This window comes from Streptomyces sp. UH6, assembly GCF_013421635.1.
In the GTDB taxonomy this organism is placed as follows: domain Bacteria; phylum Actinomycetota; class Actinomycetes; order Streptomycetales; family Streptomycetaceae; genus Streptomyces; species Streptomyces abyssomicinicus.
In genome coordinates this window covers 1-5,987 of the sequence record NZ_JACADT010000302.1, presented here as the reverse complement: position 1 = coordinate 5,987, position 5,987 = coordinate 1, and the positions used below count along the sequence as shown (strand labels likewise).

The 5,987-nt window shown below is 71.5% G+C and carries 5 protein-coding genes; 4 read left to right on the top strand and 1 reads right to left on the bottom strand.

What is annotated here, in order from left to right:
- From HW445_RS16020 to HW445_RS16005, 4 genes are all read left to right on the top strand, one after another.
- The coding region (locus HW445_RS16020) for a 2-oxo acid dehydrogenase subunit E2 (RefSeq protein WP_180221690.1) at positions 1 to 742 on the top strand (742 nt) is incomplete at its 5' end.
- A 279-nt stretch (positions 743 to 1,021) separates the two neighbouring features.
- Positions 1,022 to 1,657 carry a GntR family transcriptional regulator gene (locus tag HW445_RS16015; protein ID WP_180221689.1) on the top strand — a complete coding sequence of 212 codons (636 nt, stop codon included), beginning with the start codon at positions 1,022 to 1,024 and terminating at the stop codon, positions 1,655 to 1,657.
- Positions 1,658 to 1,948: 291 nt separating this feature from the next.
- Positions 1,949 to 4,675, top strand: coding sequence for a pyruvate dehydrogenase (acetyl-transferring), homodimeric type (gene aceE, locus HW445_RS16010; protein ID WP_180221688.1), 2,727 nt, complete (start codon positions 1,949 to 1,951; stop codon positions 4,673 to 4,675).
- Between the two features lie 100 nt (positions 4,676 to 4,775).
- Entirely contained in the window at positions 4,776 to 5,303 is a 528-nt protein-coding gene (locus HW445_RS16005) for a DUF4240 domain-containing protein (RefSeq protein WP_180221692.1), read from the top strand.
- 45 nt (positions 5,304 to 5,348) lie between these two features.
- Here the strand turns inward: HW445_RS16005 and HW445_RS16000 are convergent.
- A partial coding sequence (locus HW445_RS16000) for a peptidoglycan recognition protein (RefSeq protein ID WP_257231096.1) occupies positions 5,349 to 5,987 on the bottom strand: 639 nt, incomplete at its 5' end.

Genomic DNA, 5,987 nt, shown 5'->3' with positions numbered 1-5,987 from the left:
CCCGGTCCTCGAGGCGTCCCCGCTGCGCGGCCAGACCGTGAAGATGCCGCGGATCCGCAAGGTCATCGGCGACAACATGGTCAAGGCCCTGCGCGAGCAGGCCCAGCTCTCCTCCGTGGTCGAGGTCGACGTCACCCGCCTGATGCGCCTGCGCAACCAGGCCAAGGACGCCTTCCTGGCCCGTGAGGGCGTCAAGCTCTCCCCGATGCCGTTCTTCGTGAAGGCGGCGGCCCAGGCGCTGAAGGCCCACCCGGTCATCAACGCCCGGATCAACGAGGCCGAGGGCACGATCACCTACTTCGACGCCGAGAACATCGGTATCGCGGTGGACGCCGAGAAGGGCCTGATGACCCCGGTCATCAAGAACGCCGGCGACCTCAACCTGGCCGGCATCGCCAAGGCCACGGCGGAGCTGGCGGGCAAGGTGCGCGCCAACAAGATCACCCCGGACGAGCTGGCCGGCGGTACCTTCTCGATCAGCAACACCGGCTCGCGCGGTGCGCTGTTCGACACCATCATCGTTCCGCCGAACCAGGTCGCCATCCTGGGCATCGGCGCCACGGTGAAGCGTCCGGCCGTCATTGAGACCGAGGACGGCCCGGTCATCGCGGTCCGCGACATGACCTACCTGACGCTCTCCTACGACCACCGTCTGGTGGACGGCGCGGACGCCGCCCGTTACCTGACCGCGGTCAAGGCGATCCTGGAGGCCGGCGAGTTCGAGGTCGAGCTCGGCCTGTAACCACGCCGCGTACCCCCGCCGCGCCCCCGCCCGGACTCCCCGGGCGGGGGCGCGGTGCGTTAAGGCCGGGTGAAGCGCGCGTCAAACGCAGGTCAAGGACGGTCCAGGAGCGCTCGGGACCGCACCGACGAAATGCCCGGTCCGTGATGTAAGCCTCGTCTCACCTGCGTCTCAGCGCCCGGATGCGCCTCGGCAGACACGCTCCGCAGCCGTATTGTCTAAGCGTCGAACGCCCTCGGGGGCCCTGGCCGCAGGTCGCCCCTGCCCGAAGGAGCCCCCATGACCGCGCCCGTCATCCACTCGCTGCGCGAACAGATCCGCGAGCACATCGTGGAGGGAATCGTCAGCGGGCGCTGGAAGCCGGGCGAGCGCATCGTCGAGCGGCGCATCGCCACCGAGCTGGAGGTCAGCCAGACCCCGGTGCGCGAGGCCCTGCGGGAGCTGGAGTCGCTGCGGCTGATCGAGTCCGCCCCCAACAAGGGCGTGCGGGTGCGCAACCTGACCGCCGCCGACCTGGAGGAGAGCTACCCCGTCCGGGCCGGCCTGGAGGCCATCGCGGCCGAGCTGGCGGCGGACCGGCTGGCGGACGACTGCTCCACCCTGGAGCCGCACGTGGAGGCCCTGCACGAGGCCGACCGGCTCTCCGACGCCGCGGGCCAGGTGCGCCACACGGTGGCGTTCCACCGGGAGATGGTGCGCGCGGCCGGCAACTCGGTCCTGCTGCACACCTGGGAGGGGCTGGGCATCGAGGTGTTCACGGCGCTGTCGATCCGGTGGCTGGGCACCGTCCAGCAGTCCTACGCCGAGGAGCACGAGGAACTGGTGGCGGCCTTCCGCCGCCGCGACCCGCGGATCGCGGACCTCGTCAAGGGGCACGTCCTCGGCTGCGCGCCGCGTCCCGACGCCTCCGCCTGAGCGGGCCCCTCACCATACGAGCGCAGGCGCGAACCCGGCCGTGACCTGCGATTCCACGGCACGCGGTGTCTACTACCGGGCGAAACACATGGCACTGCGTGCCGACTTTTGCCGGTTCGGCAAGTTTTACCGCTCCCCCCTTTGATCGATCATCGATCAGGGAGTTACAGTCGCCGCGGGCTTCCCACCCGGAGGCCCGACCTCGCCCTGTCCTGCCAAAGACCAAGGGCACCCCGCACCGCGCGCACCCCCGCGCGCATCCGCACCCCTTCGACTGAGGAAGGCGGCGACATGACCGACCCCCACGCCATCCGGCCCCACGGATTCCCGCACAGCGCGCTGGACCAGCTTCCGGACCGCGACCGCGAGGAGACCGCCGAGTGGCAGGCCTCGCTCGACGCGGTCGCCGAGGCCGCCGGCCCGCACCGTGCCGCGTACCTGATGCGCCGCACCCTGGAGCGTGCCGAGGGCGCGGGTGTCGCGCTGCCCAAGCTCCTCGAGACCGACTACATCAACACCATCCCCACCGCCGGTGAGCCCGAGGTTCCCGGCGACCCGGAGATGGAGGCCCGGATCACGGCCTGGAACCGCTGGAACGCGGCCGCCATGGTGACCCGCGGCAGCAAGTACGGCGTCGGCGGCCACATCGCGACCTTCGCCTCCGCGGCCTGGCTGTACGAGACCGGCTTCAACCACTTCTTCAAGGGCAAGGAGTCCCCCGAGGCTCCCGGCTCCGGCGACCAGATCTACGTACAGGGCCACGCCTCCCCCGGCGTCTACGCCCGCGCGTTCCTGGACGGCCGCCTCACCGAGGCCCACCTGGACAACTTCCGCCGCGAGTCCGGCGGCGAGGGTCTGCCGTCCTATCCGCACCCGCGCCGCCTGCCCTGGCTGTGGGAGTTCCCGACGGTCTCCATGGGCCTGGGCCCGCTCTCCGCGATCTACCAGGCGCGGTTCAACCGCTACCTGACCAACCGCGGCATCAAGGACGTCTCCGCCTCGCACGTGTGGGCGTTCCTCGGCGACGGCGAGATGGACGAGCCGGAGTCGACCGCGGCGCTCGCCCTGGCGGCCCGCGAGGGTCTGGACAACCTGACCTTCGTCATCAACTGCAACCTCCAGCGCCTCGACGGCCCGGTCCGCGCCAACTTCAAGATCGTGCAGGAGCTGGAGGCCCAGTTCCGCGGCGCCGGCTGGAACGTCGTCAAGACCCTCTGGGGCTCCGCCTGGGACGAGCTGCTCCAGCTCGACACCACCGGCGCGCTGGTCCGCCGTCTGCGCGAGGTGCCGGACGCCCAGGTCCAGACGTACCAGACGCGCGGAGCCGCCTACATCCGCGAGGACTTCTTCGGCAAGGACCCGGCGCTCGCCGAGATGGCGAAGCTGCTGAGCGACGACAAGATCCTCGACTGTTTCCACTTCTCCCGCGGCGGCCACGAGCCCCGCAAGGTGTACGCCGCGTACAAGGCGGCCGTGGAGTTCAAGGGCGCCCCGACGGTGATCCTGGCGCAGACGGTCAAGGGCCACACCCTCGGCGAGGGCTTCGCGTCCAAGAACGCCAACCACCAGATGAAGAAGCTGTCGACGGACGAGTTCAAGCGCATGCGGGACGCGCTGGACCTCCCGATCAAGGACAGCGACTTCACCGACGGCGTCGTCCCCTACGGCCACCCGGGCGCCGACTCGGCCGAGGTCCGCTACCTCCAGGAGCGCCGCGCGGCGCTCGGCGGTCCGGCCCCGGCCCGCCGCGTCCACCCCCTCGCGCCGCTCCCGGCCCCGGCCGACAAGGCGTTCACCTCCTTCGACAAGGGCTCCGGCTCGCAGAACGTCGCCACCACCATGGCGTTCGTCCGCCTGATCAAGGACCTGGTCCGCGACAAGGAGACCGGGAAGCGCTGGGTGCCGATCGTCCCCGACGAGGCGCGCACCTTCGGCATGGAGTCGCTCTTCCCGTCGCTCGGCATCTACTCCCCCAAGGGGCAGACGTACGAGCCGGTCGACCGCGACCAGCTGATGTACTACAAGGAGGCCGAGAACGGCCAGATCCTCAACGAGGGGATCACCGAGGCCGGTTCCATGGCCGACTTCATCGCCGCCGCGACCGCGTACTCCACGCACGGCGAGGCGATGATCCCGTTCTACATCTTCTACTCGATGTTCGGCTGGCAGCGCACGGCCGACCAGATGTGGCAGCTCGGCGACCAGCTCGGCCGCGGCTTCCTGGTCGGGGCGACCGCGGGCCGCACCACCCTGACCGGTGAGGGCCTCCAGCACGCCGACGGCCACTCCCCGGTCATCGCGGCCACCAACCCGGCCGCCCTGTCGTACGACCCGGCCTTCGCCTACGAGGTCGCGGTCATCGTCAAGGAGGGCCTGCGCCGGATGTACGGCGAGGCGAAGCCGGGCGAGGACCAGGACGTCTTCTACTACCTGACCGTCTACAACGAGCCGCTGCCGCAGCCGGCGAAGCCGGCCGCCGCGGCGATCGACGAGGGCATCGTCAAGGGCCTGTACCGCTTCAACACGGCGGAGGGCGCCGGCCTCACCCCGGCGGCCAACGCCCCGCGGGTGCAGCTGCTGGGTTCCGGCACGGCGATCCACTGGGCGCTCACCGCGCAGCGGATGCTCTCCGAGGACTGGGGCGTGGCCGCCGACGTGTGGTCCGCGACCTCCTGGACCGAGCTGCGCCGCGACGCCCTGGAGGCCGACGCGGCCGTCCTGCGCGGCGAGGAGCGGGTGCCGTATCTCCGCCAGGCGCTGGCCGGCGCCCAGGGCCCGGTGCTCGCCGTCTCCGACTACATGCGCCAGGTCCCCGACCAGATCGCGCAGTGGGTCGAGCAGGACTGGTCCTCGCTGGGCGCGGACGGCTTCGGTCTCTCCGACACCCGTGACGCGGCCCGCCGCCACTTCGGCGTCGACGCCGAGTCGATCGTGGTCGCCGCCCTGGCCCAGCTCGCCCGCCGCGGCGAGGTCAAGGCCACCGCGGTGAAGGAGGCCCGGGAGCGCTACGGCCTGTAAGGGTCATGTGGTGACCGGAGGGGGACGGTGAAGTAGTGCCGTCCCCCTCCGTCGTGCCCGGGTGCGTTCGCCGCCCGCAGGGACGATGCTGGGTTGCGTGATGGACGAAGCGGAGTTCTGGGAACTGGTGGACGCGGCCCGCGAGGAGGCCGGGGGCGATCCGGAGGAGCAGGCCGACCTGCTGGTGGAGCGTCTCGTCCAGCTCGATCCGGAGTCGGTCCTCGACTTCGCCCGGCACTTCGAGTCCCGCTACGACCGGGCCTTCCGCCGGGACCTGTGGGGCGCGGCCTGGGTGCTCCTCGACGGCGCGGACGACGACGCGTTCGACCGGTTCCGGTGCTGGCTGATCGGTCAGGGCCGGGAGGTCTTCGAGGGCGCGCTGCACGACCCGGACGCGCTGGCGGACCTGCTCGGCGACTTCGACGAGGAGATCGACGGCGACGGGGAGGAACTCGGCTACGCGGCGGACGAGGCGTACGAGCGGCTGACCGGCCTGGTCACCCCCGACCTCGGTCTCCCGGCCCCGCCGCCGGAGCCGGAGGGCGAGCCGTTCGACCTGGAGGACGACGACGCGCTCGCCGAGCGGTTCCCGCGGCTCTGGGACCGTTTCGTGGGCGGCGAGGAGTGAGGCCGGCTCCTCACGCGGTCAGGGGTCCCGTGCGGGCGGGGCTCCTCACGCGGTCCGTCCCTGGAGCTGGGCTGCGCGTTCGCGGATGAGCGGCAGGTGCGCCTTGAGCGCGGCTCCCGGGCAGTCCGTCCGGAAGCCGTCGTCGTGTCCGGCGATGACCGGCAGCTCCGCCGTTTCGCCCTTCTCGAACCGGCTCTTGCCGTTGCTCGACACGAGCCGCACGTCGGCGCGCGGATCCATGCCGGACAGTCCCAGCTTCCAGGCCGCGAGCCGCGCGATGGCCTCGGTCATGGCCTCGGGGACCTCCGCGCCCTGCGTGAAGGTGCCGATGGCGGCGACCCCCACGGTGCGGTGGTTGAACCCCTGGGTGTGGGCCCCGGTGACGGGCCGGTCCGCGCCGCCGGCCCGGCCCTCGTAGATGGTGCCGCAGCGGTCCACCAGGAAGTTGTAGCCGATGTCGTCCCAGTGCCGGCCCGCCGTCTGGTCGGCGGTGATCCGCCGGATGATGCCCGGGGTCTCGGCGCAGTCGTAGCCGTTGGGCGAGTCGGTGTGGTGGACGAACATGGCGACCACCTTGTCGTCGTACTTCGGCGGCGGCTTGGTCTCGCCCTGCTTCCGGTCCTGCCCGGCCTCCCGGGCGTGCCGTTGGTCACCGGGCGTCAGCCAGGCGGACCGGGGCAGGAT

Bases quoted from the DNA above. Each gene is read 5' to 3' on its own strand.
- HW445_RS16015 (WP_180221689.1), top strand. From the start codon at position 1,022: ATGACCGCGCCCGTCATCCACTCGCTGCGCGAACAGATCCGCGAGCAC.
- aceE (WP_180221688.1), top strand. From the start codon at position 1,949: ATGACCGACCCCCACGCCATCCGGCCCCACGGATTCCCGCACAGCGCG.
- HW445_RS16005 (WP_180221692.1), top strand. From the start codon at position 4,776: ATGGACGAAGCGGAGTTCTGGGAACTGGTGGACGCGGCCCGCGAGGAG.